Raw genomic sequence first — 23,653 nt, forward strand, 5'->3', positions numbered from 1 at the left:
ACTAACTATATCAATTAAAGTTAGGTGACTAACTAATAGATGTCAAGGGTTCCAATGACTGAAGACGAAGTGCGATCACTCAATGCGGCCATCCGAACCATTGGAATGCGGCATCGCGCCTTGGCGGGTGCCGCGCTGGCTCGCATCGGTCTGGCGGTTGGGCAGGAGACGGTGATTATGGAGCTAGCCCGTCATGGCCCGCGCAGTCAGGCCCAGCTTGCCGTCGCCGCGGGATGTGAGCCCCCCACGATGACCGCGGCGGTTCGCCGGATGGAAGCCAATGGCATCATTCGGCGGGAACCATCCGCAGAGGATCGCCGCGCCGTCGTCGTAAATCTCACTGAGCAGGGAAGGGAAGTAGCCGAGCAACTCTCGTCGGTTTGGCGTGACATCGCCGAAGAAACCACCGCCGGGTTGGCCAGAACAGAGGTCTCCGATCTTATCGATGCGCTCGGTGACCTCGCCCAGAGCCTGAAGGGCCGCCCCGTACCCGCGGAATAGTTGGGCCTCAGCGCTCCTGCAGGGCCAGCCGTCCGGCAAGGGCAACATACGTTGCGGCGAATGTGCGTCGCATCCACGTCACTACTCTCGGCCGGGTGATCACGTACTTCCTCATCGCGGCTGCGAACAATCCATAGGCCGCGAAAATCACCAGAGTGACGCCCATGAACACGAGGCTGAGACCGGCCATATGAAGCCAGGCGTCAGGTTCGGCCGGGCGGACAAACTGCGGGAGGAACGCAAAAAAGAAGACCGTAAGCTTCGGGTTCAGCACGTTGATCAGGATCGCTGAGCGGATGACGTTCCAGTCGGACGCAGGTGCCGAACGCGCATCCACCTCAAGAGAGCTTTTGTCGCACCAGGTCTGCCAGGCGAGATAGAGCAGGTAGGCCACGCCAAGGTATTTGATGGTCTGGAACGCGATGGCGCTGGCATTAAGGAGCGCAGCGAGCCCGGTGATCGCAGCAACCATATGCGGAACGACGCCGAGAGTGCAGCCGAACGCCGCGACCAGGCTTGCCCGGGTTCCGCGGGCCATGCCGGCGGCAATCGTGTACAGGGCTCCCGTGCCCGGCGTCGCCACAATGACGAGCGTTGTCAGTAGAAATGCGATGCTCACTCGCGGTCCTCGTTTCGGATGTGCGCGTTGTACTCGAGGGCCACGCCGACCCAGAAGGAGAGCCCCTCCCCTGTGGCCGTCGCTTCCGGACCCACCGAAATCCAGCCATCACCCATCGGCCGATCGGCACCCATAACAGCTGGCCGCGCGCCGCTGAGAGCAAGTAATTCGGCACTGCGGCGAGGATCTACGCGAACCAGCAAGTCGCCGTCGCGCCTTACGCTCACCACCATCTTCCCGTTCACCATGAAGGAGAGCCCGCCGAACATCTTCTTCTCGCGCACCACGCCCTGAGTTGCCAACGCATCGCGGATACGATCCGCCAATTCCCAATCAGGCACGGCAATCTCCATCTCTCCAGAAGGTGCACGCTACATCCCCGAAGCCACGCGGGGAAGACTTCCAGCCAAGGGAGGCACCCTGCGCTGAATCGCGCCTGTGTGGTCCAAGCCCGATGACCAAGTTCTAAACCGCTGCGTTACACGGAAATAACGATCCCCGTTTCTAGATAGTAATCCGGCCCAAAAGCCGATCCACCCTTGATCCCCGCGAGTCAGGGGATCAGGCGTCTGCGCCGATACAGACGACGTCCAGCAGTCTGCATAACGAGAAAATATCGCTCATTGAAGGAGAAAAGTAAGCGTGCTTACGGTGAGTGGGAACGGCGCAGCAGTACATCAATCTGGTTGAAAGCGCCGCCAACCAACCCATCGAAGGAGGAATGCGAGATGACTACGCACACGCATATGAGCCGGACCCGGAAACTTGCCATGGCCGGCATCCTGCCGATCGCCGCGCTGAGCCTTGCCGGGTGCAACAGCACTTCCGGAACTGAGACGGGAGCCGACGTCGAAGACATAGCCGAGGAAGATGACGCCGTAGATGCGGAATCGGGACCCTACGACGGCGTTTACGACACCGACTTCTACGAGAACTATGACAGCTACGTCAACGAGGAAGTGACCTTGTCGGCGGATGTGAACGAGATTGTGTCCGACACATCCTTCACCATCGCGGGCACCGATGACACGACGGTGGAAGCCCTCCTGGTGGTCGCTCAGGGTGAGATGGAGGAAGTAACTCCAGGACTGACTGTTTCCGTAACGGGTACGGTCTATGAGTCATTCGATCTCCCGACGGTTGAGGAGGAGACCGGCTTGGATCTCGAGGACGAAGCATTTGCTGACTGGGACGGTGAGAACTACATCGTTGCCCAGAATGTCGACACTTCTGTGGACGCCGACAGCTAGGCCAGGCTCCCGACCGGACGGCCTTCCACGGCTGGTAGCCCAAAGCCGGGCATAGTGATCTCCCGGAATCACTGTGCCCGGCCGGGTCAGCGGCGGCGGGCTTGCGGGAAGAGAACCCTCGCAAGAGTAACTTTGGACCTATGAGCATCGAGGTGAGGCCAGCAACCGAGTTCGACGACGTCGCCACCACGCTCGGCCCGAAGAATCCGGACTCGTCCGTGTGCTGGTGCCTCAGCCATCGGTTGGACGCCAAGACCAACCGCTCCCTAACCGGACGCGAACGCGGCGAGTTCGTGCGGGAACTGTGTGGCCGCGAGGCCGCGCCGGGTGTGTTGGCATACGACGACGGCGTCGTCGTCGGCTGGGCAGCAGTGGCACCACGTGCGGAAATTCAGTTCGCGCGGTCCCGGAAAATCCCGCACGTGGATGATCAAGCGGTGTGGTCCGTGTGGTGCGTTCGCGTACGTCCGGGTCACCGTGGCAAAGGGATTTCCCACGCGCTTCTTGAAGGAGCGGTGGAGTACGCGCGGTCCGAGGGTGCGCCGGCGATCGAGGGTTACCCCGTGGACAACCAAGGCAAGAGGGTTGACCTCACGATGGCCTACGTGGGAACCCGCACGCTGTTTGAACAAGCAGGTTTCACGAAGGCCGCCGATACGGATTCGGTTTCCGGCGGCTTCCCGCGAGTGGTGATGCGACTGGCGCTGCGATAGCGAGGTGCATCGTCAGCGCACTTCCGGCGGAGATGGAGCAGCGCATGACGGATCCCGAATTCGTCCGCGCCACGGAGTACATCTCGCGGGCGCAGTTGATGGCGGACGCAGAGCCAAGCTGAGTACTGAGCGAGCCCTTCAAACCACAATGCGTGTGATCCGCATCCCATCCGGAATAGTTGCCCCGGCAACAATCGTTTCCGAGTGAAACGCTTGTAGTGAAAGGACTTCCCTATGCTCTTCTCCCCGATGACCCTTGGTGAACTGGAATTGCCCAACCGACTGGTGATGGCTCCGCTCACAAGGTGCCGCTCCGGCGAGGACGGCGTGCCCGGCCCGATCGTCGTCGAGCATTACCGCCAACGCGCCACACTGGGGCTCATCGTTAGTGAAGGCACCTATCCCAGCCATGCCGGGCAGGGCTTTCCCGGACAGCCCGGCCTCGCGACTGATGAGCAGATCGAGGGCTGGTCCAGGGTCACCGAAGCCGTCCACGCTGAGGGCGGCCGGATCTTCGCCCAGGTGATGCATGCCGGCCGGGTCACGCATGAGGACACCAACGGCGGTCATACCGTGGTCGGTCCCAGCGCCATCGCGATCGACGGCATGACCCGCACCTACAAGGGCAAACAACCGTATCCGGTCCCTCACGCACTCACCACGGACGAACTCCCCGGCGTGCTTCAGGAGTTTGTGCAGGGCTCGCTCAAAGCGATCGAGGCCGGGTTCGACGGCGTTGAGCTGCACGCTGCCAACGGTTACCTGCTGCACGAATTCCTCTCCCCGGCTGCCAACCAGCGCGACGACGAGTACGGCGGCTCACCTGCGAACCGTGCCCGCTTCGTGATTGAAGTGACCGAAGCCGTCGTTGCCGCGATCGGTGCCGAACGAGTGGGGATCAGGATCTCGCCCGAGCACAACGTCCAGGGAGCCACCGAACTCGATCACGAAGACTCCCGACAGACCTACGCGTTGCTCGCCGAGGCCCTGTCGCCCCTTAGCCTCGCCTACCTGAGCGTGCTCCACCGTGAGCCTGCCGGTGAACTCGTGCAGGAACTGCGCCGGCGCTTCAACGGCACGTTTCTCCTGAACACCGGTTTCAGCGTAATGACCACCCGGGATGAGGCGATCTCACTGGTCGCGGATGGGCTGGCGGACGCCGTCGTCGTCGGTCGCCCGGCGATTGCCAACCCGGATCTGGCGCGCCGCTGGAAGGAAGGCCTGCCGGTCAATGAACCGAACCAGGCCACCTTCTACAGTTCCGGCGCCGAGGGCTACACGGATTACCCCGCCTACCAGCCGTCCTAGCGACGGAGCGATGTCGGGTTTCTTGCGGACTGCAACGTCGGCACTTAGGGAATTCCGACGGCAGGCTGTACGTTATTCCCCGTACTCGATCTCTGAAGAAGTGAGGCTTTGAAAAGTGGCAGCTGATTACGACGAACTTCGCTCGGACGTGAAGGAGTCGCAGGAGCAATCCCTGCAGGCATTGCAGTCGGCCAGCGCGCCGACTGCCAAGAGCGTTGTGAGGGAACTGGATGAGACCGAGGGTCTCGACGCCGAGGGGCCCGGCGGTGAAATCGTCGCGGAGGAACTCGTTGTTCACGTCGTTCCGCAGGGCAACGACGAATTCATGTGCAACTCCTGCTTCCTGGTACGTCACCGTTCCCAGATCGCCAGGACGAAAGACGAGCTCTCCTACTGCGTGGACTGCGAAGGCTGACACTGCTCGAACGCGCTAAACGAGGAAACTGAACACCAGCGTCGCGATGCAGATCACCAGCATTCCAGTCGCGTTGACGAACAGGTTGCGGCCAAAATCCCGAGCGCTCGGGCCACACCGGGTCCGGCAGCGCTGTCATCTCAACCACCGCGGTACCGCAGTGACCAGTTGCGCAAGGTCGGTGCCCGGTGCCGTGAGCCGGTCCACGGCGCGGAAGACGAACTGCTGCATGGCGGCCGCAGCGGCAGACGGACCGACGTCATTGCGTCGCGCCAGATTAACGGTCCGCGTCAGGGAGGGCTTCACCAGACGTGCGCTGCGCAAGCCGGGCCGATCGATAACCACCATCGCAGGCACCACCGCCACGCCCAGCCCGCGTTCGACAAAGCGCAGCACAGCGTCCATTTCCGCTCCCTCCACCGCGATCAAAGGTTCGAGGCCACTGGCGGAGAACGCTGCATCGGTGGCCACACGAAGATCGTAGCTGCGGTTGAATGCCACTTGAGGAATCTGGGCCAAATCCCGCAGCGAAATCTCCTCCACCGCCCGGGAACCGGCGGAGAATACGACCACCAGTTCCTCGGAAAGCAGCGGGATCAGCTCGGTGCCCGGTACAGCCGAGCCCTCTCCGCGGGTGACAACCAGGGCCAGATCCAATGCGCCTTCATTGAGAGCGTCCATCAAAAAGCGGGAACCGGCCTCCATTACGTGCAACGCCACTGAAGGATGCGCGGCGCGGAAGGCAGCCAGCACTTCGGTAACCAGCGAGACGCAGAGGGTAGGCGGGGCGCCCAGCCGAACACGGCCACGGTGCAGCCCCGCCAGTTCATCCATCTGCTCGCGGACGGTCCGGGCGTCGCCGAGCATCCGCCGGGCGAGAGGGAGCAGCAACTCACCGGCATCGGTCAGCGCCGCCCCGGAGGGCCCGCGATGGAATAGCTCAGTACCCAGATCCGCCTCGAGCGCGGCGATCTGGCGGCTCAGGGACGGTTGAGCGAGATAGAGCTCCTCCGCGGCGCGAGTGAAATGCCCCACTCGTGCCACCGCTTCGAAGGAGCGCAGTTGGTCTAGTTTCACTGTCATAGCATAAACGCATCAGGTCAACTCAACCAATGCATTGGATACATTGAGCGCAAGTCCATAACGTGGGGAACATGAACCTTCCCGAACGGCTTCTGTCCACCTCCGTACTGGTCATCGGCACGGGCGGTGCCGGGCTACGCGCCTCCATAGAACTCGCCGAACGCGGGGTCCAGGTGCTCGCGGTCGGCAAGCGCCGAAAGCATGATGCCCACACCACCCTGGCGGCCGGAGGGATCAATGCCGCCCTCGGCACCATGGACCCGGAGGACAGTTGGCAGCAGCACGCGGCAGACACTCTGCGCGAGTCCTACTTCCTGGCGGACCCAGCAATCGTCGAGACCGTGGCACGCAACGCGGCCCGCGGCATCGAGGACCTGGAGAAGTGGGGGATGCCGTTCGCGCGGGAGGAGGACGGGCGCATCTCACAGCGCTTCTTCGGCGCTCACAAGCATCGCCGCACTGCCTATGCCGGTGACTACACAGGCCTGGAGATCCAGCGCACCCTGATGCGCCGGGCAGCTGAGTTGAACGTGCCGGTCATCGACACTGTCTACATCACCCGCTTGCTCGTCTCCGACGGCACGGTCTTTGGCGCTTACGGGTTCGACATCGTGGACGGCACTCCCGTGCGAATCCATGCCGATGCGGTCATTCTGGCCGCAGGCGGGCACACGCGCATCTGGCGCCATACCTCCTCCAGGCGCGATGAGAACACGGGCGACTCCTTCCGGCTGGCCGCCTTGGCAGGGGCGCGCATCCGCGACGCTGAATTGGTCCAGTTTCACCCTTCAGGGCTTCTGGAGCCCGACGACGCCGCCGGCACCCTGGTCTCCGAGGCGGCCCGCGGAGAGGGCGGCATCCTCACCAACGCGCTCGGCGAGCGCTTCATGGAACGCTACGATCCCGAGCGTATGGAGCTTTCCACCCGGGACCGGGTTGCCCTGGCCGCATTCACCGAGGCTGCCGAGGGCCGGGGGACTGAAAAGGGCGGGGTCTATCTGGACGTTTCCCACCTGCCGCGCGAGACCATTCTCGAGAAACTGCCGCGGGTGTACCGCACCCTGATCGACCTGCAAATGCTGGATATCACCACCACGAAGATGGAGATCGCCCCCACCGCCCACTACTCGATGGGCGGGGTCCGGGTTGCGCCGGAGGACCACGGAACGGGGGTGGACGGGCTTTATGCCATCGGCGAGGCATCCTCCGGCCTGCACGGCGCCAATCGTCTGGGTGGCAACTCACTGATTGAGCTGCTCGTCTACGGGCGGATCACCGGTGAGCACGTCGCCGGATACGTGTTGTCACGCACCAGTGTGCGGCGGGATCCCGCCGCCGTCGGGCTGGCCCGGAATGAGATGCAGTCCTTGCTGAGCGGAAACGGAACCGAGTCTGTGCGGCGCCTGCAACGCGAGTTGCGCAACGTGATGACTCAGCACGCCGGCGTGGTGCGCACCGAGGAAGGCCTGCAGGAGGGATTGAGCAAGCTCTCCATGCTGGAGGAACGCGCCCGGAACGTCACCGCCCATCCGGACATTGCCGGGTTCGATGACCTGGCGCACGCCTACGACCTCCTCGGATCCCTGCTGGCCGCACGAGCCACCCTGGAGTGTGCCCTCGAGCGTCGCGAGACCCGCGGCGCTCACAACCGTGCGGACTTCCCGGCGATGGACCCCTCCCTCAAGGGGAATTTTGTCTGGTCCCCAGCGGACGGAGTCAGCTTCGAGGCGTTACCCCCGGCGCCCGGCTCCTTCCGGGCGCTAGCCGAGGCTGACGCCGATGACTCGGTGGCCGGCAAGCTCGTCGAATAGTGGCTATTGAATATCATTCGCATTAAGTTATCCTCGAAGTTGTCAGCGTCATCGGGCGCATCAGTCACGACAACAGGAAGAGGTATCTGATGAAGAACACATCCGCACGCAAGGCAGCCTTCAGCAAGGTGGGAATCCGCGCCGCAGGAGTCGCACTGCACTCCTCCAACCACCCCACCGTGGTTGCACTCCGCGCCTGGAAGTAACCAGCCGCTCAATCCGACGGTCAAAAGCTGTCTGAGGTGTGGAGCCCACCATCATGGGCTCCACACCCGAGCGGCACAACCAGAAAGCTCCCGTGACAACCGCCACCACCACCCGCGCCGTGCGCACCCACACCTTCGCCGCAGGAACCGCCGTGTACGGCGACGCGCCCGAAAATTCACTTGCCGACGCCACCGCGACCTTCGTCAATGCCGACGAGGAATTCGCCGAAATCTGCCTCGCCGGCCACGACCTGTCCCTGCTCCTCCAAGGCATCCAGGACGGCGCGCTCGAGCCCGAGAGGCTTGCCGACGTCGTCATCGCCCTCACCGAAAACGGTTACCTGACCAGCGAAACCCATACGCTTCCACCCTTCTCCACGATCGCAATCCTCGGCGACGGTCAACTGGCAGAACACCTGGCCGAACTGCTGAGCGCCAGCCCCTGCGGCTGGGACGTCCAGCGAAACCAGGCGAATGCCTCCCTCACCATCGCCGCAGCCGACAACTTTGCCGACAGCTGGCTCACCGACGTCGACAATCAAACCCAGCGGCAGAACAGCGCCCTGCTCACCGCCTTCTGCGAGCAGGGAACCGTCGCGTTCGGACCCCTGAGACTCGCGCGCCAGAGCTCGCCCGGTTACACCGACCTGCGCTTCCGCCGCCTTACCGCGCACGTCGCCCCCGAGGCGCTGGCCGGCCTGTGGAACGCGTACGACGACGACGCGCGTCTCCTCGGCGCCGGCCCACCCGCCGTCCGTCCCGCCATGATCGCCCTCGCCTCACACATCATCGCCGAAGCGTTGGCGACGCCGGAGGGCAGGGACAGGCTGGTGGGAACCCAGCACGTGGTGCACCGGGACCTGCAGATCACCCGGCACCCCGTCCTCATTCAGCCGCAGGCGATGGCCCAATGAGCGAAACCGTGCTGCCGAACTTCGACCTGCTGGTCGATCCCCGCACCGGCATCCTCACTGAACTCGAAACCTACGGAAATCCGCCGGAGTGGCCGCATGCAATCACCATGGTCTCGGGGCATGTGGCAAATCCGTCGGTTCTGATGGAATGGCCGGCGGACCGCATGTCCACCGGAACCTCGTTCACCGGATTGCACACCGCCATGGCCTCCGCCGTGGGGGAAGCGGTGGAACGGTACTGCGGAAACCTGGTGCCGGACATCCTCACGCGCTCCAGCTGGAATGAGCTGAACGCAGCGCGAAGCACCGCACTCGACCCGCAGGCCGTGCTGCTTTATTCGGACGCCCAGTACGCGGACCCTGGGTTCCCGTTCACGCCGATGACCCGGGATTTGAACCAACTGTGGACCGAGGGCACGGACATCCCCACAGGCGAAGCCATCCTGGTTCCCGGTGCCCTCGCATGGGCTAACTTCTTCACCGGCCCGCGCGCTGACGACACGCGGACCAACCATCTCATCTACGCGGGAATCGCAGCAGGATCCTCCCTCAGGCATGCCACGTTAAGCGCCATGGAAGAGGTGATCGAGCGCGACGCCGTCGAAATCTGGTGGCGCGCGGGAGCACCCGCCACCGAAATCAACGTGCCGTCAAGCCACCCGCTGCGCATTGCACTTGCTTCGGGGCTGGAGCTCGACGGCCTGACCAGCCCCATCAGCTACACCATCCTGGGTATCCCCAACCGGTACGGGGTTCCGGTTGTCGCCGTCGTGCTCCGTGACAGCGAACTGGACCTCGTCACTCTGGGCACGGCCGCACGGCCGGATGTTGAAAGCGCGATTCTCAAGGCCGCCGGTGAAGCGCTCAGTCTCCGCTCCTACGCGAAAGGTCTTCTGGACCCCGACGGCGGTCCCTGGCGGGCCATCGAACTGGGCCTTGTGGACGGAAGTCCCATGAAACCGTTCCGTAGCGACCGGGCCTACGCCCGGAGCTACCGTTCGGACTATGGCGACATCGTGGACCTCACCTGCCAGACCCAGTTCTACCTGGATCCAGCCACCCGCCCGCTGACCGAGCACCTGTTCCACGCCTCCCGCGAGGTGGAACTGGGCGATGTGCCCGCCGTCGTCGGCGACCCCTACACGCACTACAGCAACGCGCTGAAAGGCCTCGGACTCGCACCGATCCGCGTCGATCTCACGACGGCCGACATCGCGAACGCCGGCATGGCAGTGGTCCGCGTCGTCGCGCCGGGGACCTACTCGAACGCGCCGGCGGCCTGCCCCTACCTCGCCGGGGAGAGGTGGCGGACGGAGCCGGTGGAGCTCGGCTTCGCAGCCGAACCGCTCACGGACTCCACCGCGAACTTCGCTCCCCTTCCGCACACATGAGCCCGAATCCCGTTCTGGTCCGGCCCGGGGGTACGGTCAGCTGGGACGCGCTCGCCGACTTCCGCACCGGAATTGTTGGCGCGCCGCAGCCCGGACCAGGCGCACAGGCTGAATTCGGCGTTCACAGGTACCACCTCTGCTTCCGTGGAATAGTAGCCGCGGGCGCAAGCCTCGGCAGCGACGAGGAAGCTCGAATGCGTTGCCTGGCGGAAGCCGTCGAGCGGCACCCCGATCTGCGGCCCGCCCGGCAACAGGCCACTCCCCCGCCGGCGAGCGTCTTCCTCCATGACTCCCGGTTCGCTTGCCCGGCGACGGCGGCGGCTCCCCTTGGCCTCGACGGCGTGAGCCCGGTGGCACAACTGGAATCGCTCGACGACGTAACCTCGGCCCGCTGCGGCGTCTGGGTTCCGGCCGATGCCCTTACCCTCTACGGCCCGGGCTGGTTTCCGCACGGATCCGTTGGCCTCGCTGCTGGCGCGGACACTGCCGACGCGGTGCGCGCGGGCGGGTTCGAGCTGATTGAGCGGACCAACGTTGCGCATGCCTGGCGGCAGCGGCTCCGCCTGCACGAGGTTCCGCTGCCCGGTTACCTTCGTGTGCACGTGGAACAGAACGTCACCGCGCGGCTCTTCGCTGTCCCCGGGGGCGTTAGGGCTCCGGTCATGATGCTCGCCCTCAGGAACCCGGAGCGCGGGCTGCTCGGGATCGGCGCGGCATGCCGAAGCACGTGGCAGGCGGCCGCCCGCAAAGCCTGGGAAGAAGCTGCCGTTTCACTCGCGCAGTCAGCCGAGCTGGCCGATCCGGATACAGCACCGGAGATCACGGAAGCCGCGGGATTGCAGCCCTACCGGATTAGCCGTGACTATCTCGGAGCATACGGTCCCGGCCTCGAAGCCGCAGTTGATCACGCATCCACGCTTCAGCTGTACCTCGACCCCGCAGTACAGCAGGGCTTCCTCACGTGGCTGGACGAAGCCGCACCCTGCGACGCAATAAGCCCCGATCGCGCGGAACCGGCAACCTGCCCTGACCCCATCGCGGCCCTGCACACGGCCGGTCGGCCGGTGTACGCGGGCGCCCTCCATCACCCGGACGCCGCTGCTGTGGGCCTCTCGGTAGCGCGGGTGCTCTGCCCGGGTCTGGAGTCCCCGCAACCGGGCGCGCTGCTGAACCTCGGATTGCCGGAAGGTGCCGCCACCCGATTTCCGGTGCCGCTCGCATGAAAGGCGCAACGGCTCGCCAGAAAACGGGAACCAGCCGCAAGGAACTGCTACGGATTGCGCTGCCACTGATCGGCAGCGGGCTGGTCACGATGTTCGTCGCCAGCAACGACGCCGTGCTGCTCGGCGGCTTCTCTGCAATGACGGTGGCCGCCGCCGTCGTCTCGTCCTCGATCTTCGGGGTTGCGATCCTTTTCATCTCCGGGATGGGCATCCCCACGCAGGTGCTGGTTGCCCGGCATCTGGGTGCCGGTGAGGAGCGTGAGGCGGTGGCTGCGGCATCGGCAGGGTTCGCCGTCGCGCTCTGGATCGCTGTGCCGCTTGGCGCACTGCTGGCGCTCTCTGCTCCGCTGGCTACCCAGTGGCTCGGCGGATCGTCGGCGGATACCGAACTGGCATCCCTTCTGCTTCGCATCACCTCCTGCGCACTGCCGCTTGCCGCCGCGAGCGCGGTCCTCCGCGGCTTCGCGTCCGGCTCGGGGACCACGCGCGTGGTGCTGGCCGCCTCCCTCGCGAGCGCCGCCGTCGACGTCGTAGCCTCCATTCTCCTCAGCCAATGGATCGGCCCGCACGGCGTGGCCGTCGGAACCTATCTCGGCCTGGCCACCGGCACATCCGTGCTTCTGGGTTGGAATTCGGCCCGGCGCCTGCGCAACGAAGCCGCGGTGCGGGTGCGCGCCGTCGTCGTACGTGCCGGCGCTCTGCACCGGACGGTGCTTCAACTCGGCTGGCCCGAAGCGGTGCTCGGGGCCTGCAGTGCGGGAGCGGCGGTGGTGGTGACGTTCCTGCTCTCGGAATCGGGGGGCGCGGCGCTGAGTGCCGTCCGGTATCTGGAACTGGGAACCGGCTATGTGTGGGTGATCCTGGTTGGCCTCGGCTCGGCCGCTACCACGCTGATGGCGCGCAGCCTGGGGGCGGAAGACCTCCCCGCCATGCGGTGCGCGCTCAGGAACAGCATCCAGCTCTGCCTGGGCACCGCGGTGCTGCTGCTCGTGATCGGCGGACTGTGCCTGCCGCTGCTGATGCACTCGATAGCGCCGCCCGAAACGGCCCGCCTCGCAAACGCTTACGTGTGGCTCGCTTTCGCGCAGGCCGTCCCGATGGCCCTCGTGGTCTGCAACAACTCGGTGCTGCGATCCTTCAAGGACACACGGACCCCCCTGCGGGCCAGCCTGACCGCTGAGTACGCGGTCTTCCTGCCCCTCGGTTGGCTGCTGACGCGGGTCTGGGACCTCTCGCTGACCGGAATCTTCGTGTCCCACCTGGTGTTCTGGTCGGTTTTCCTGACCATCGGCCTCGCTTCAACCCGGAAGCACCTGCTCACAGCACGAGGAGCCGTTCCTGCCCCGCTACCCTGAGCCACTCGACGTCAACCCGGAACGCCGGCCGCACATTCTCGGGAACCAGCACGGTACGCGGATCGCCGGAGACCACAACACCGCCGTCGTTCATCAACACAATGTGGCCGCACCACCGTGCGGCCAGTGTCAGGTCGTGCAACGCCACCAGCACTGTGTGGCCCTCGGACGCGAGCCTATCCAGGAGTGCTAACAGCTCCAGTTGGTGATGGATGTCCAGGTGATTGGTGGGCTCGTCCATCACCAGGACCGGCGTCTGCTGCGCAAGGGCCCGCGCCACCTGGACGCGCTGCCGCTCCCCGCCGGAGAGGGTCGCAATGTCGCGCTCGGCCATTCCGGACACTTCCGCGGCTTCCATGGCACGCACGACGGCGGCGCGGTCCTCCGCGGTGAAACGGCCGAAATCGCCAAGCCGCGCCAGTCTTCCCAGGCTCACGACCTCACGCACCGTCGGCCCAGCGGCCTGCACCGGTTCCTGCACGACGGCGGAAACCTGCGCCGCTGCCTGCCTGCGGCTGAGGCGCAGGAGGTCTTCTTCACCGAGCCTGAGCTGGCCCGTGTCCGGTGCAACAGCCCGGATGACGCTCCTCAGGACGGTTGTCTTGCCGCTGCCGTTCGGCCCAATCAGTGCGGTCACTGTTCCCTTCGGCGCGGTGAACGTAGCACCGCGAACCACGGGCGTACGGCCCAGGCTGATGGTCACGCCCTCAACGCCGACGCTCAACTGTGTTTCCGCGTAGGCTGCCGGACCGCGTGCGTGCGTTGCCGCCGTCGTACTCATGTTTCTCCTTAGTCCTGCCTCATCCGGGTACGCATCAGCCAGGCGAAAACCGGAGCACCGACGAGTGCGGTGACCACGCCCAGCGGTGCTTCGTTGGGGAGAGCGATCACGCGCCCGACGACGTCGGCAAGCACCAGGAACGCCGCGCCCGCCGTGATGCTGCAGGGCAGGAGGGCGCGGTGGGACGGGCCGACGACCATGCGGACCACATGGGGGATCACCAGTCCCACGAAGCCCACTCCCCCTGCTAGGGCAACGCTGACGCCAGTGATCAGGGCGCTCGCTATGAGCAGTTCGATGCGCAGTGCCAGAGGGTTCACACCCAGTGAATGCGCGGTGGCATCGCCAAACACGAGCGCATCCAGCCGGCGGGCGCGAACCAGCAGATACCCCACCCCCACAGCCAGCATGATCAACGGAAGCAGGAGGCTGTCCCACGTAGCACTCGCCACCGAACCGAGTTGCCAAAACAGTGCGGAGCGAAGCCGTCGGTCATCTCCAGCCCGGAGGATCACGAGCGAAGTCAGCGCCGAGAACAGGAAGCTGACGGCGACGCCGGCCAGCACCAGTCGCAGCGGCGATAGGCCTGCCCGGCCAGCAGCCAGCGCCATCGCGGAGGCGAAACCTACTGCTGCCCCGAGGAACGCACCGCCTGCCACACCCAGCCCGAACAGGCCCGCACCCCCGGCCATGATCGCCCCGACCGCACCTAACGATGCGCCTGCGGTCCCGCCCAGGATGGACGGGTCCGCGAGCGGGTTCCGCACGATCGCCTGCAGGATGCAGCCCACCAGCGCCAGTGATGCCCCGACTGCCGCGGCGAGCAGGCCGCGCGGTAATCGGATCTCCGAGATGATGAGCTCACTGCCGGCGACGTATTCGAGGCCCCACAGCCGGCGGTAGGCGATGTCGAGCACCTGACCGGGTGACGCTGGTTCCCCGCCAACCATGCCCGAAGCCAGAAGACCGGCGGCGAGAATCACCAGCATGCCCATACTGAAGACCCACGGACGCATCCGGCGGACGTTCGCACGGGACGGACCGGGCGTCTGCTGTTGCCGGAAAGATCCAGACTGCGCCTCGGCCGGTGAGACAAATGTCCCGCGTCCGAATACCCGGGTGTCTCCCTTGTTCGGGGTGGCCATTACTGAATCAGATTCAGTTCGCGGCGAGGAATTCAGCGAGCGCGATGGTCCCCTCGACCGCCTGCGGGCCCGGAACGTTTTCGGCATACTTCATGCCGAAGTACCTGTCTTCCTTTGCTGCGTCGATCGCCGCGAGAGCCGGGTTGTCATTGATGTAGCCCTTGAGGCTCTCCATCGCCCCGGGCCCATCAGCGACGCCGTTCACGATCACTGAAGGGTTCTTCGCAGCGACGTCCTCCCACGACGGGGTCAGGTAGCCCTCATCACTGTCCGCATAAATGTTGGTTCCGCCCGCGAGTTCGATTTGGCTATTCGCGAAGCTGGTACCGCCCGAGGCAAAGACGCTCGCCGGATCCGGGCTGCCCTGAATGAACACGGTGTGGCCGGTCGGTTCATCCGCTGCGGCCTCGTCGATACGGTTGGTCCACTCCTCCACAAGTTGTTTCCCCTTGTCGGGGACGCCAAGCACCGTGGCTATGGTGACGACGTCGTCGAGATAGCCATCCATTGAGGTGTCGCCCTCCACGCAGGCCTCGTTGAGGACAAAGTGCGGAATATTCAGCTCATCGAGGCGCTCGGCAGTTACCCCGGCCTCCTCGTAGTAGCCGTACAGCAGGACGAGATCGGGAGCCTCGGCGATGATCGCCTCCAGGCTAGGCGCCGGGAACGTACCGCCGAGGTGCTCGGTCTTGGATGCCTCGCCCGCCAGGGCTTCGGGCAGGCTGTCCGCGGTTGCGCCGAAGTAGCCCTTGACCGCACCCCCTTGCCCTAGCGCGAAGACGGTTTCGGCCGCGCCATCCATTGCGACGACGGCTTCCGGCTGCTCCTCAACCGTCACCTCGCGGCCACAGTTCTGCACGGTCAGCGGGTAACTTGTGGCATCGGCTCCCGCTGAATCAGCAGCGTTGCTGGCTGACCCCGTGGCGGGCTGGTCCGGAGCGCATCCGGAGAGGAGCAACGCGGCTACGCCGAACGCGGCAAGCAGGCGAAGAGGGTGGCGTTTTGTAAGGTTCTGAGACGCAGGATACGAGTTCACATACTAATGATACTCATTCTTATCTATGACTGATGTCCAGGATCGATTCCATGCGGCTTTGAAACTCGGTGACGGCGACCGCGACCAGTTTCCCGGGGCTGCAAACCACAAAGCCCAGCACAAAGGCGCCAAAGCCGCACGAATTGGGTCGGACCGAGCAGCAGCAACAGCGACCCGAGGATCAGCGCAGCGAACGGGATGGCGGAACCGGTCGACGGGAGGTCATCGTCGTTACCCGGCTTGGTCGGGGGCGGGTCCGGTGTCGGGGTGCGGCGGGAACATCAGTGCCGTCGAGACCATTGCCGGTGGACTGTATCCGGATGCCTTTCACCTGCAGTCGGTGTCCATTCCATGCGGGTTTGAATCAGTCAGCTTCCACCGAGCACCAATAGTCCGCATTGGGAGCGCTACAAACAGCAGCACAAACCGCTCAAAGCCGCACCGAACGGATCGGTGCGGCTCTGAGGCGAGCAAATCCGGGCAGGCACAACGACGCCGGGCCGGCTTGCGCGGCGAATCTACGTCAGTTTGATCTGCCGGTTCACGTCCTTGTACAGCAGGTACCGGAAGTTCGACGGTCCGCCGGCGTAGCATGCCTGCGGGCAGAACGCGCGGAGGGACATGTAGTCACCCTCCTGGACCTCGACCCAGTCCTGGTTCAGCCGGTAGACGGCCTTGCCTTCCAGCACATACAGCCCGTGCTCCATGACGTGCGTCTCGGCGAACGGGATGACGGCGCCCGGTTCGAAGGTCACGACGTTGATGTGCATGTCGTACGCCATGTCATCGGTCGGCAGCATCCGCGTAGTGCGCCACTTGTTGTCGGTGCCCGGCATCGCCCCGGGCTCGATGTCCTTCTCGTTGCCGACCCGGGCCTTCGGTGTGTGACCCGCCAACGGCTGGTAAGCCTTACGGATCCACTGGAACTTGGCGGGCTCGGGATCTGAGTTGGAAACCTCCCACTCCGCGCCCGGCGGGATGAAGGCGAACCCGCCGGGAGTCAGGTCATGCAGTTCGCCCTCAAGCTTGATGGTCAGCGCACCCTCGAGCAGGAAAACGAAGGACTCAACGCCGGCTTCGGGCTCGGGGTTGGTGGAGCCACCGCCCTGTGACACCTCGATGAGGTACTGGGCGAAGGTGGTCGCGCCTCCGGCTACGGGACGGTTCAGTACCCAGGTGCGGGTGCCCGTCCACTCCGGGAGTTCACTCACCACGATGTCGCGCAGCACACCGCGCGGAATCACGGTGTAGGCCTCGGTCACAACGGCGCGGCCGGTCAGCAGATCCGTCTGCGGCGGCAGAACGGATTCGGGGGCGTAGTAGGTGCTCAACGTCAGTCCTTCGAGAGTGTTGTAGTGGGATGTTTCCGGGGATGCGCGAGCGCTTCCAGTTCGGAAAGGGAAATCTCGGCCAGCTCGCTGACCTCGGAGTCGGTGACTGCACCGCACAGCACGCCCCGGTGTACAAACCGGGCGAGTGCGCGGGCGGTAGCAGGCTCATCCAGGATGGTGCTTTCCAACTGGTGCACGTAGTTACGCAGACGCTGGGCCGCGGCCGGAAGTCCCTCGCGGTAAAAGGCATAGGTTGCGATGAACCTGCTCGGCAGCTGCGCCGCGTGCAGATCCCAGCCCTGGTAGTAGCCGCGCTCGAGGGAGCGCCGCACCAGCCGGCCGTGTAGTTGCCAGGCAGCAGAAACGTCCGACGGCGACCCAACGGGCAGGATGTTCGTCGATCCATCGGAGAGCCGGACTCCGGTCCCGGCGACCGCCACCTGCATGACCTGCTTCGCGTAATCTGCGGCGGGGTGTTCCATCGACTGGTATTCGGCGGCAATCTGCAGCGAGTCGCTGTAGTCATACGTACCGTAGTGCAGAGCTGATACCCGGCCTTCGTCGCGGTGCAGCAACTGGGCCACCGGCACGGTTCCGTCTGCGCCCAGTATCAATTGCGGCGTCTCCATCTGCACCTCGAACCGGAGCCGCCCGGCCTCCAGCCCATGCACAGCCTCAAGCCTTCGACAGGCAAACACCATTGCTTCGACCTGCGCCGCCGTGGAAACCTTGGGCAGCGTCAGCACCAGCCCGTCCGGCAGTGGTCCCTCCGCGAGCAGCCCGCCCACGAACAGGTCCAACGTGCGCAGTGCACGACGCCGGGTTGCCTCCTCGAAGCATTTGAAGCGGATGCCGATGAACGGCGGAGCGATGCCGTCCCGCACCGCACGCGCCACAGCGATTGCGGCGCGGGAGGCTTCGGCGTCCTCTTCGTCGTCGGGCCGGTTGCCGTACCCGTCCTCGAAGTCGAGGCGCAGGTCCTCGATCGGCTCAGTGGCGAGTTTCGCACGCACCAGGTGGGCGACGTCGTCGGACACTCCCAAGGTCGCGCACAGCGCGCCCATACCCCCGGCGCGCTCGACGGCGGCGGATGCCTCCCTCCCCCAGTCACCCGGGAGGGAGGGCTGGTAGCGATCAGCTGGCACATAGACAGTGTGGACCGGCTGCCGGGCGCCGCTGTCGCCGGGATAGTTGTTGGCCAGCAACGCGTCGGTGTCCGCGAGCTGCCGGTCAATGGCGGCGTGGTCATCGAAGCCGAGAGCGAATTCCACTCAGCTCACCAACTCGTAGGCGGGCAGGGTGAGGAAGTCGGTGTACTCCTCGGAGACGCAGATGTCGGCGATAAGCCGGCTGGCAGGCTCATAGAACTTCGTGAAGGCCTCATCCCCAACTTCGCCGCGCAGCTTCTCGGTCTCTTCAGCGAGGATGGTGTTCACCAGCTCGCGGGTAACCGTGTTGCCTGAGTCTGCAAGCACTGTCTTGTTCCGGAGCTGCTGCCACACCTGTGAGCGCGAGATCTCCGCCGTGGCGGCATCCTCCATGAGGTTGTGGATAGCGACCGCGCCGTTGCCGGACAGCCACACCGCAACGTAAGCCACAGCGACGTACAGGTTTGCGCGCAGGCCAACTTCGGTGACGTCGCCTTCGGCGGATTCGACGTCTAGCAGCTGCGCCGCCGTCACATCAACTTCGGGACGCTGCCGGTCGATCTGGTTGGGCTTCCGGCCAAGAACGGCGTCGAAGACCTCCCGGCATACGGGCACCAGGTCGGGGTGGGCAACCCAGGAGCCGTCGAATCCGTCATTGGCCTCGCGGGTCTTGTCCGCACGAACCTTCTCAATGGCCTGGGCGGTGATTTCCGGCTCGCGGCGGTTGGGGATGAATGCCGCCATGCCGCCCATCGCAAAGGCGCCGCGACGGTGACAGGTCTTGACGAGCAATTCGGTGTAGGCGCGCATGAACGGCGCCGTCATGGCGACGGAGGCGCGGTCCGGCAGAACAAAGGTCTCTCCGCCGTCGCGGAAGTACTTGATAATGCTGAAGAGGTAGTCCCAGCGCCCGGCGTTCAGTCCCGAGGCGTGGTCGCGCAGCTCGTACAGGATCTCGTCCATTTCGAACGCGGCCGGAATGGTTTCGATGAGCACCGTGGCGCGAATGGATCCCTGTGGAACGCCCACGTAGTCCTGGGCGAAGACGAACACCTCGTTCCAGAGGCGCGCCTCAAGGTGGCTCTCCAGCTTGGGGAGGTAGTAGTAGGGGCCGCTGCCGAGGTTCAGCAGCTGCTTGGCGTTGTGGAAGAAGTGCAGCCCGAAGTCGACCAGGGCGCCGATGGCAGGCTTCCCATCGATAATGATGTTCTTCTCCGGGAGGTGCCAGCCGCGAGGACGGGCGACGACGACGGCGAGCGGCGCGTCCGTGCGCAGCGCGTATTCCTTGCCCTCGGGCGAGGTATAGCTCAGCGAGCCCCGTGCCGCTCCGTACAGATTCACCTGGGAGTCGACGACGTTGAACCAGGTCGGCGAGCTGGCATCCTCAAGGTCCGCAAGCCAAACCTTCGCGCCCGAGTTCAAGGCGTTGATGGCCATTTTCGCGGGCGAGGCAGGTCCGGTCATTTCGACGCGGCGGTCCTGCAGCTGTGGAGGAGCAGACGCAACGGTCCACTCGCCGTTGCGCACATCGGCTGTTTCAGCCAGGAAGTCCAGGCGGCCGGTGCCGGCCACTTCCTCTCGCCGCGCTGCGCGGGCCGTCAGCCGCTCATCCCTGCTGTCCCTGAATCTCTGGTGCAGTTTCTCAATGAACTGGAGCGCCTCGGGGGTGAGGATGGTCTCTGCGCCCTCAATCGGCGTCGTACGGATAAGTTCGATAGCCATGTCCTGCTCCTACTCTGCTGATACTGAAGCTGAATGTTCCGCAGCCGGTGCCGCTGCCGCTGCGACGGCTGCGGCGACATCGCCAGCGACGTGCGGGTCGAAAACGCTCGGGATGATGAAGCTGGCGTTAAGTTCATCATCGTCCACCCGCGCAGCGATTGCATCAGCTGCGGCAACCAGCATGTCCGGCGTGATGTCGGAGGCACCGGCGTCGAGCAGTCCACGGAAGAAGCCGGGGAAGGCGAGGACGTTGTTGATCTGGTTGGGGAAGTCGCTGCGTCCGGTGGCGACGACGGCCGCGTGACGGGCGGCGATGACCGGGTCGATTTCCGGGTCCGGGTTAGCCATGGCGAAGACGATCGCGTTCTCCGCCATGGACGCCACCTGGTCCTCGCCGAGGATATTCGGTCCGCTTACGCCGATGAAGACGTCCGCACCGGCCAACGCCTCGTGCAGCGATCCGGCGAAGGCACCCTGATTGGTGTTCTCGGCAATCCACCGCCGGTGCTCATCGGTGTGGTTCTGGCCGCTGTGGATTGCGCCCTTGCGGTCACACGCGACGATGTTCTTGGCACCCTGCGCCTGCAGCAGCTGGATGATTGCAGAGCCGGCGGCACCCACACCCGAGACGACGATCCGCACGTTCTCGATCTGCTTGTCCACTACGCGCAGCGCATTGTTGAGCGCCGCGAGGGTCACGATCGCAGTGCCGTGCTGATCATCATGGAATACCGGAATATCGAGCTCTTCGCGCAGCCTGTTCTCGATCTCGAAGCAGCGCGGAGCTGCGATGTCCTCAAGGTTCACGCCACCGTAAACCGGCGCGAGCGCCTTGACGATGCTGATGATCTCCTCGGTGTCCTGGGTATCCAGGCAGACCGGCCAGGCGTCCACATTGGCGAACTGCTTGAACAACGCGGCCTTGCCCTCCATGACCGGAAGCGCTGCGGCCGGGCCGATGTTGCCGAGGCCGAGCACGGCCGAGCCGTCGGTGACCACGGCGATGGTGTTGCGCTTGACCGTGAGGCGGCGGGCGTCGTCGGGGTTCTCCGCAATGGCAAGACAGACGCGGGCGACGCCGGGAGTGTAGGCGCGGGAGAGATCGTCGCGGTTGCGGAGGGCAACTTTGGGGACGATTTCGAGCTTACCGCCGAGGTGCATGAGGAACGTGCGGTCGCTCAGGTTCTTGACGTGAACGCCGTCGAGCGCGTTCAGTGCATCCCGAACCTGCTCACCGTGGGCGGCGTCGGTGGTATTGCAGCTTACGTCCACGACGATGCTGTCGTGGTGTGATTCGGTGACGTCCAGCGCGGTAATAGAGGCTCCCGTAGAGCCAACCGCGGCAGCGAGCTCGGCGGTAGCGGTGAAGCTCGACGGCGCCTGGACGCGGAGGGTGATTGAGTAGCCGGGGCTGGGACTCGCCATTGATGATCCTCACTGATTGGGCCTTGCGCGGCCATCCTGCTTCTTCCGTATTATGGATATTATTATCTGTCAGATGGAATTACAAGCTCGGTTGGTCGATAGTTTCCGTCTGATGGAATTGCGGTATCGTTAAGAGACCGCTACGGCTGCACTGGCGCCGCGCGAACACACACAACGTAAAAAGGGGATCCAGATGGCCGAGAAAGTCGCAGCAGGCGGCGTCCAGTCCGTTGAGCGCGTGTTCGAGCTGTTGGAACTCATCACCGACGCCGGCGGAGAAGTGACGCTCAGCGAGCTCTCCTCCTCCACGGATCTCCCGCTGCCTACCATCCACCGGCTGCTGCGGACGCTGGTTATGAAGGGCTATGCCCGACAGTTGCCCAACCGCCGTTATGCGCTTGGCCCCCGCCTGATCCGCCTGGGTGAAGGCGCCAACAAGCAGCTCGGCGCGCTGGCGCGGCCTCAACTCAAGATGCTGGTGGACCGGCTGGGCGAGACCTCCAACATGGCGGTGCTGGACTCGGACATGGTGGTCTACATCGCGCAGGTGCCCTCACCGCACTCAATGCGGATGTTCACGGAGGTGGGCCGTCGCGCACACACCCATGACACCGGCGTCGGGAAGGCCATCCTTGCGCAACTGGATAACGACGCCGTGCGCACCATCGTGACCCGGGCCGGCATGCCGACCCCCACGGAAAAGAGCATCAGCTCCGTCGATCAGCTGCTGGAAGAGCTGGAACGCATCCGCGAGCGCGGTTACTCAATTGACGAGCAGGAGCAGGAACTCGGCGTCCGCTGCTTCGCCATGGCCGTGCCGAATGCTCCGACGCCAACGGCGATCTCAGTCTCCGGGCCGGTATCGCGTGTCGATGAGGGGTTCGCGGACAAGGCCGTGCCGTTGCTGCGTTCCGCGGCACAGGCAATTTCGGATGACCTCAACCTGGCGAGCTAGCCTTCTTTGCCTGGCGTTGTCCTTTTTAGGAAACGCCCGGTGAGAACGAAGCGGCGCAGTTCCCAGCTGATGACGGCAAGAAGAACGACGATAAGCGCAGCGAACATCCACACCCAGAACGGCTCGGTGGGCCGCAGTGAGCCAATGACGATCAGCATGGTAAATCCCGAGAAGATGAGCTGTTCCGCGAGTTTCTTACGCAGCTGAACTGCTACCGCTCGGGCGACTCGCGACTGCTCGGGGTGAAGCGGCATCCTGCCGAAGATTTGGCGCCGCACGGACCTGCGCTGGGGGCGGTCCAAAAGCGTAAGCACGTCCGGATCATAGGGCGTCACGACTGTATAGACGCGTTTCACGAGGTAGATCCAGGACACGACCGCGACGGCCATAGCCGTGATCAGCAGCGCAGAATGAAATGTGTCAGTCATCCCCTGAGCAGGTACAAGCATCGAGGTGAACAAGATAGTCAAAGGAAGCAGGACAGCTACACTGATCGGCCACCAGATCAGGTAATAGTTTCGCAGGGCCCGGCCCAAGCCCAGATCCTTCACGTCCGCACTGTAATGCTCAGCAGCAGGCCACCGGTTCCACGGATCCGCAACGGCACTATTATCGGCTCTCATACAAAACCCCTCTTGTGCTGGAGGCAGTTCGCTCCAGGAAACGTCCGGACAGGATGAATCGGCGAAGGTGGAAACCTTCGCCGATGAGAAGGGCCAGCACCACCACCACGGCCGTCCATAGCCAGAACGTGGTGGTGAGCTGTTGCGTCCCCAGGAAGAGCAACAACAAGGGCGCCAGGAAAACGAGTTGCTCGGCAGACCTCACGCGCTGTTGAGCCGCCCCCGCCCGGGCAACGCAAAGCTGCTCGCGCATCATCGGTTCCCTGCCAGAAATCTGGCGCCTCAGGCTCCGTCGTTGAGGACGCTCAAGGAGTGCGAGCACATAGGGCTCGTACAGGTTGACCGAGGTCCTGACCCGCTTCACCTGATAGACCATCGTCCCGATCATCAGAGCGAGCGTCGCCAGGTAGATGCCAGGGCGCAACGAAGCATGTCCGGGCGGATCAGGAAAGACCAGGAAGTCAAGCAGAATGCCGAGCGGTAGCAGGACTGCAAAACCAATTGGGAACCACAGCAGATAGTAGCTTCGCAGCGCCCGTCCCAGTCCGAGATCTTTCACCTCTGCGCTGTAGTGGGCCGCCATCACCCACCGGTTGTGCGGGTCGGTCAAGGCTTCGTCGTTCCCCATGCTCCGCTACCCCCACAATTAGCTGACTGGTTCGCCTATCCATCCTAACGCCGTCGAATAAGGCGAAAAG

At 64.5% G+C, this 23,653-nt stretch carries 23 protein-coding genes; 11 read left to right on the forward strand and 12 right to left on the reverse strand.

The annotated features are described in order from the left end of the window. Positions 1–54: 54 nt before the first annotated feature. The gene (locus tag ACX80C_RS09295) at positions 55–501 is read left to right on the forward strand and encodes a MarR family winged helix-turn-helix transcriptional regulator (RefSeq protein WP_459326184.1); all 447 of its coding nucleotides are present in this window, start codon (positions 55–57) and stop codon (positions 499–501) included. A gap of 7 nt (positions 502–508) precedes the next feature. Here the strand turns inward: ACX80C_RS09295 and ACX80C_RS09300 are convergent, their stop codons facing one another. Together ACX80C_RS09300 and ACX80C_RS09305 are read right to left on the reverse strand one after the other, a co-directional pair. Continuing rightward, positions 509–1,120, reverse strand: coding sequence for a LysE family translocator (locus ACX80C_RS09300; RefSeq protein WP_459326185.1), 612 nt, complete (start codon positions 1,118–1,120; stop codon positions 509–511). After that, positions 1,117–1,461, reverse strand: coding sequence for a TfoX/Sxy family protein (locus ACX80C_RS09305; protein ID WP_459326186.1), 345 nt, complete (start codon positions 1,459–1,461; stop codon positions 1,117–1,119). Before ACX80C_RS09305 ends, ACX80C_RS09300 begins: the two co-directional genes overlap by 4 nt. Before the next feature lie 387 nt (positions 1,462–1,848). Between ACX80C_RS09305 and ACX80C_RS09310 the strand changes: the two genes are divergently transcribed. From ACX80C_RS09310 to ACX80C_RS09325, 4 genes are all read left to right on the forward strand, one after another. Beyond that, positions 1,849–2,370, forward strand: coding sequence for a hypothetical protein (locus tag ACX80C_RS09310; RefSeq protein WP_459326187.1), 522 nt, complete (start codon positions 1,849–1,851; stop codon positions 2,368–2,370). Positions 2,371–2,510: 140 nt separating this feature from the next. Beyond that, positions 2,511–3,083: a GNAT family N-acetyltransferase gene (locus tag ACX80C_RS09315; protein ID WP_459326188.1), complete on the forward strand. Its 573-nt coding sequence runs from the start codon at positions 2,511–2,513 to the stop codon at positions 3,081–3,083. 234 nt (positions 3,084–3,317) lie between these two features. After that, positions 3,318–4,391, forward strand: a complete 1,074-nt coding sequence (locus ACX80C_RS09320) for an alkene reductase (protein ID WP_459326189.1) — start codon at positions 3,318–3,320, stop codon at positions 4,389–4,391. A gap of 115 nt (positions 4,392–4,506) precedes the next feature. Continuing rightward, positions 4,507–4,806, forward strand: a complete 300-nt coding sequence (locus ACX80C_RS09325) for a DUF4193 family protein (protein ID WP_459326190.1) — start codon at positions 4,507–4,509, stop codon at positions 4,804–4,806. 135 nt (positions 4,807–4,941) lie between these two features. On the opposite strand, the gene ACX80C_RS09330 is transcribed toward ACX80C_RS09325, so the two are convergent. Next, positions 4,942–5,889: a LysR family transcriptional regulator gene (locus ACX80C_RS09330; RefSeq protein ID WP_459326191.1), complete on the reverse strand. Its 948-nt coding sequence runs from the start codon at positions 5,887–5,889 to the stop codon at positions 4,942–4,944. A 71-nt stretch (positions 5,890–5,960) separates the two neighbouring features. Between ACX80C_RS09330 and ACX80C_RS09335 the strand changes: the two genes are divergently transcribed. From ACX80C_RS09335 to ACX80C_RS09355, 5 genes are all read left to right on the forward strand, one after another. Further along, a complete protein-coding gene (locus ACX80C_RS09335; RefSeq protein ID WP_459326192.1) occupies positions 5,961–7,700 on the forward strand; it encodes an L-aspartate oxidase in 1,740 nt (579 codons plus the stop codon). Between the two features lie 259 nt (positions 7,701–7,959). Next, positions 7,960–8,820, forward strand: a complete 861-nt coding sequence (locus ACX80C_RS09340) for a hypothetical protein (RefSeq protein WP_459326193.1) — start codon at positions 7,960–7,962, stop codon at positions 8,818–8,820. Continuing rightward, positions 8,817–10,211: a YcaO-like family protein gene (locus tag ACX80C_RS09345; RefSeq protein WP_459326194.1), complete on the forward strand. Its 1,395-nt coding sequence runs from the start codon at positions 8,817–8,819 to the stop codon at positions 10,209–10,211. Before ACX80C_RS09340 ends, ACX80C_RS09345 begins: the two co-directional genes overlap by 4 nt. Then, entirely contained in the window at positions 10,208–11,434 is a 1,227-nt protein-coding gene (locus ACX80C_RS09350; protein WP_459326195.1) for a YcaO-like family protein, read from the forward strand. Before ACX80C_RS09345 ends, ACX80C_RS09350 begins: the two co-directional genes overlap by 4 nt. Continuing rightward, the gene (locus ACX80C_RS09355; RefSeq protein WP_459326196.1) at positions 11,431–12,789 is read left to right on the forward strand and encodes an MATE family efflux transporter; all 1,359 of its coding nucleotides are present in this window, start codon (positions 11,431–11,433) and stop codon (positions 12,787–12,789) included. Before ACX80C_RS09350 ends, ACX80C_RS09355 begins: the two co-directional genes overlap by 4 nt. Here the strand turns inward: ACX80C_RS09355 and ACX80C_RS09360 are convergent. From ACX80C_RS09360 to ACX80C_RS09390, 7 genes are all read right to left on the reverse strand, one after another. Further along, on the reverse strand, positions 12,752–13,570 hold the full coding sequence (locus tag ACX80C_RS09360; protein ID WP_459326197.1) for an ABC transporter ATP-binding protein: 819 nt from the start codon (positions 13,568–13,570) through the stop codon (positions 12,752–12,754). The two genes, ACX80C_RS09355 and ACX80C_RS09360, sit on opposite strands and share 38 nt — an antisense overlap. Positions 13,571–13,578: 8 nt before the next feature. Further along, a complete protein-coding gene (locus ACX80C_RS09365; RefSeq protein ID WP_459326198.1) occupies positions 13,579–14,715 on the reverse strand; it encodes a FecCD family ABC transporter permease in 1,137 nt (378 codons plus the stop codon). Positions 14,716–14,728: 13 nt separating this feature from the next. Further along, positions 14,729–15,751: an ABC transporter substrate-binding protein gene (locus ACX80C_RS09370; RefSeq protein WP_459326199.1), complete on the reverse strand. Its 1,023-nt coding sequence runs from the start codon at positions 15,749–15,751 to the stop codon at positions 14,729–14,731. Positions 15,752–16,269: 518 nt separating this feature from the next. Continuing rightward, a complete protein-coding gene (locus ACX80C_RS09375) occupies positions 16,270–17,082 on the reverse strand; it encodes a bifunctional allantoicase/(S)-ureidoglycine aminohydrolase (RefSeq protein ID WP_459326200.1) in 813 nt (270 codons plus the stop codon). 2 nt (positions 17,083–17,084) lie between these two features. After that, a complete protein-coding gene (locus ACX80C_RS09380) occupies positions 17,085–18,353 on the reverse strand; it encodes a DUF6986 family protein (RefSeq protein ID WP_459326201.1) in 1,269 nt (422 codons plus the stop codon). Continuing rightward, complete coding sequence (aceB, locus tag ACX80C_RS09385; protein WP_459326202.1) at positions 18,354–19,952, reverse strand: malate synthase A; 1,599 nt, start codon at positions 19,950–19,952, stop codon at positions 18,354–18,356. Positions 19,953–19,961: 9 nt separating this feature from the next. Next, complete coding sequence (locus ACX80C_RS09390; RefSeq protein ID WP_459326203.1) at positions 19,962–21,377, reverse strand: malic enzyme-like NAD(P)-binding protein; 1,416 nt, start codon at positions 21,375–21,377, stop codon at positions 19,962–19,964. 193 nt (positions 21,378–21,570) lie between these two features. Here ACX80C_RS09390 and ACX80C_RS09395 point away from each other — a divergent pair, with 193 nt between their 5' ends. Next, positions 21,571–22,332 carry an IclR family transcriptional regulator gene (locus ACX80C_RS09395; RefSeq protein ID WP_459326204.1) on the forward strand — a complete coding sequence of 254 codons (762 nt, stop codon included), beginning with the start codon at positions 21,571–21,573 and terminating at the stop codon, positions 22,330–22,332. Here the strand turns inward: ACX80C_RS09395 and ACX80C_RS09400 are convergent. Together ACX80C_RS09400 and ACX80C_RS09405 are read right to left on the reverse strand one after the other, a co-directional pair. After that, positions 22,329–22,883, reverse strand: a complete 555-nt coding sequence (locus ACX80C_RS09400; protein WP_459326205.1) for a hypothetical protein — start codon at positions 22,881–22,883, stop codon at positions 22,329–22,331. The genes ACX80C_RS09395 and ACX80C_RS09400 overlap by 4 nt on opposite strands. A gap of 58 nt (positions 22,884–22,941) precedes the next feature. Beyond that, entirely contained in the window at positions 22,942–23,583 is a 642-nt protein-coding gene (locus tag ACX80C_RS09405; protein WP_459326206.1) for a hypothetical protein, read from the reverse strand. Positions 23,584–23,653 lie beyond the last annotated feature (70 nt).

This window comes from Arthrobacter tecti, assembly GCF_054511355.1.

Bases quoted from the DNA above. Each gene is read 5' to 3' on its own strand.
- ACX80C_RS09295 (WP_459326184.1), top strand. From the start codon at position 55: ATGACTGAAGACGAAGTGCGATCACTCAATGCGGCCATCCGAACCATT.
- ACX80C_RS09310 (WP_459326187.1), top strand. From the start codon at position 1,849: ATGACTACGCACACGCATATGAGCCGGACCCGGAAACTTGCCATGGCC.
- ACX80C_RS09315 (WP_459326188.1), top strand. From the start codon at position 2,511: ATGAGCATCGAGGTGAGGCCAGCAACCGAGTTCGACGACGTCGCCACC.
- ACX80C_RS09320 (WP_459326189.1), top strand. From the start codon at position 3,318: ATGCTCTTCTCCCCGATGACCCTTGGTGAACTGGAATTGCCCAACCGA.
- ACX80C_RS09330 (WP_459326191.1), bottom strand. From the start codon at position 5,889: ATGACAGTGAAACTAGACCAACTGCGCTCCTTCGAAGCGGTGGCACGA.
- ACX80C_RS09335 (WP_459326192.1), top strand. From the start codon at position 5,961: ATGAACCTTCCCGAACGGCTTCTGTCCACCTCCGTACTGGTCATCGGC.
- ACX80C_RS09340 (WP_459326193.1), top strand. From the start codon at position 7,960: ATGGGCTCCACACCCGAGCGGCACAACCAGAAAGCTCCCGTGACAACC.
- ACX80C_RS09345 (WP_459326194.1), top strand. From the start codon at position 8,817: ATGAGCGAAACCGTGCTGCCGAACTTCGACCTGCTGGTCGATCCCCGC.
- ACX80C_RS09350 (WP_459326195.1), top strand. From the start codon at position 10,208: ATGAGCCCGAATCCCGTTCTGGTCCGGCCCGGGGGTACGGTCAGCTGG.
- ACX80C_RS09355 (WP_459326196.1), top strand. From the start codon at position 11,431: ATGAAAGGCGCAACGGCTCGCCAGAAAACGGGAACCAGCCGCAAGGAA.
- ACX80C_RS09360 (WP_459326197.1), bottom strand. From the start codon at position 13,570: ATGAGTACGACGGCGGCAACGCACGCACGCGGTCCGGCAGCCTACGCG.
- ACX80C_RS09365 (WP_459326198.1), bottom strand. From the start codon at position 14,715: ATGGCCACCCCGAACAAGGGAGACACCCGGGTATTCGGACGCGGGACA.
- aceB (WP_459326202.1), bottom strand. From the start codon at position 19,952: ATGGCTATCGAACTTATCCGTACGACGCCGATTGAGGGCGCAGAGACC.
- ACX80C_RS09390 (WP_459326203.1), bottom strand. From the start codon at position 21,377: ATGGCGAGTCCCAGCCCCGGCTACTCAATCACCCTCCGCGTCCAGGCG.
- ACX80C_RS09395 (WP_459326204.1), top strand. From the start codon at position 21,571: ATGGCCGAGAAAGTCGCAGCAGGCGGCGTCCAGTCCGTTGAGCGCGTG.
- ACX80C_RS09405 (WP_459326206.1), bottom strand. From the start codon at position 23,583: ATGGGGAACGACGAAGCCTTGACCGACCCGCACAACCGGTGGGTGATG.